The sequence below is a fragment of the Vibrio sp. 1557 genome, assembly GCF_033340175.1.
Lineage (GTDB): Bacteria > Pseudomonadota > Gammaproteobacteria > Enterobacterales > Vibrionaceae > Vibrio > Vibrio alginolyticus.
In genome coordinates, this window is record NZ_JAWOVZ010000181.1 from 1 (window position 1) to 1,229 (window position 1,229).

At 43.4% G+C, this 1,229-nt stretch carries 1 protein-coding gene and 1 pseudogene; one reads left to right on the plus strand and one right to left on the minus strand.

What is annotated here, in order from left to right:
- Nucleotides 1-211, plus strand: a pseudogene (locus R7070_RS25680) (biotin--[acetyl-CoA-carboxylase] synthetase); the annotation flags it as partial.
- Between the two features lie 6 nt (nt 212-217).
- Here R7070_RS25680 and coaA read toward each other — a convergent pair.
- Nucleotides 218-1,141 (minus strand): type I pantothenate kinase, encoded by a 924-nt coding sequence (gene coaA / locus R7070_RS25685; protein WP_318141448.1) that lies wholly within the window; start codon nt 1,139-1,141, stop codon nt 218-220.
- Nucleotides 1,142-1,229: the final 88 nt, after the last annotated feature.

Below are 1,229 nucleotides of genomic sequence, written 5' to 3' on the forward strand. Positions count from 1 at the left end.
AGAATATGAACTGACTGGACTGGGTGGTTTTGTTGAACGTTGGAATCGTTTGGACAACTTTATCGGCCGACCGGTTAAGCTTCTTATGGGACCGAGAGAAATACACGGAGTGGTACAAGGTATCGACCAACAGGGTGGCGTGGTGCTCAAAACTGTAAATGGTTTGGAAACCTACATTGGCGGAGAAATTTCGTTGAGAAAAGGGGACTGAGCCCCTTTACTTTCTTAGCGATACTTTGTCGACAAGGTGGTTAACACCTTTGTGGAGGATCAAATGGGCTCTTTCTCTGGTTGGAAGAATGTTCAATTCCAGATTGAGTCCATTAATATTGCGCCAAATTTCTTTCGCTTTATTTTTCGCTTCATCGACCGACAGCTGCGTATAGTGGCTGAAGTAGGAGCCTGGTTTAGTAAAAGCTCCGCGGCGAAACTTCAAAAATCTCTCAACATACCACTGCTCTATCGTTTCACTTTCCGCATCAACATAAATTGAGAAATCAAGAAAATCAGATACAAATACTCGATGTGGATCATGTGGGTAGTCCATACCGCTTTGTAATACGTTTAAGCCTTCAATAATAAGCACGTCAGGTCGGTCGACTTTTTTTAGCTCATCAGTAATGTCGTATGTGATGTGTGAGTAAACAGGTACTTCAAGATTTGGCTTGCCCGCCTTTACATCAGAAACAAATTCTACCAAACGTTTGATGTCGTAAGATTCGGGAAAACCCTTTCGATGCATGATACCGCGCTCTTCCAAAACCTTTTTGGGATACAGAAAGCCATCCGTTGTAACTAAGGCGACTTTGGGATGATTTTCCCAACGAGAAAGCAGTGCTTTAAGAATGTGTGCTGTTGTACTTTTTCCAACAGCCACACTACCTGCAATGCCAATAACAAATGGCGGAGCGTGTTCCTCGGTATTTAGAAACTGCTGAAGAACAGAGTTGCGACTTTGGCGAGCCTGTACATATAAATTGAGTAGACGAGACAAAGGAAGGTAGATCTCTACCGCTTCCTCCATAGTGAGGTTTTCATTTATGCCTTGAAGCGCCTTTAGATCGTCTTCAGAGAGTGTCATCGGAACAGAATTACGCAGTTCTGCCCACTCGGCACGGTCAAATGACAAAAATGGACTCATGGGTCTCTTTTATCCTTGGTTTAGTAGAGAGCAAGAACATACAACAAGCACCGTGCAAAGCAAACGACAAAGCACGAAAGTTTGCTTT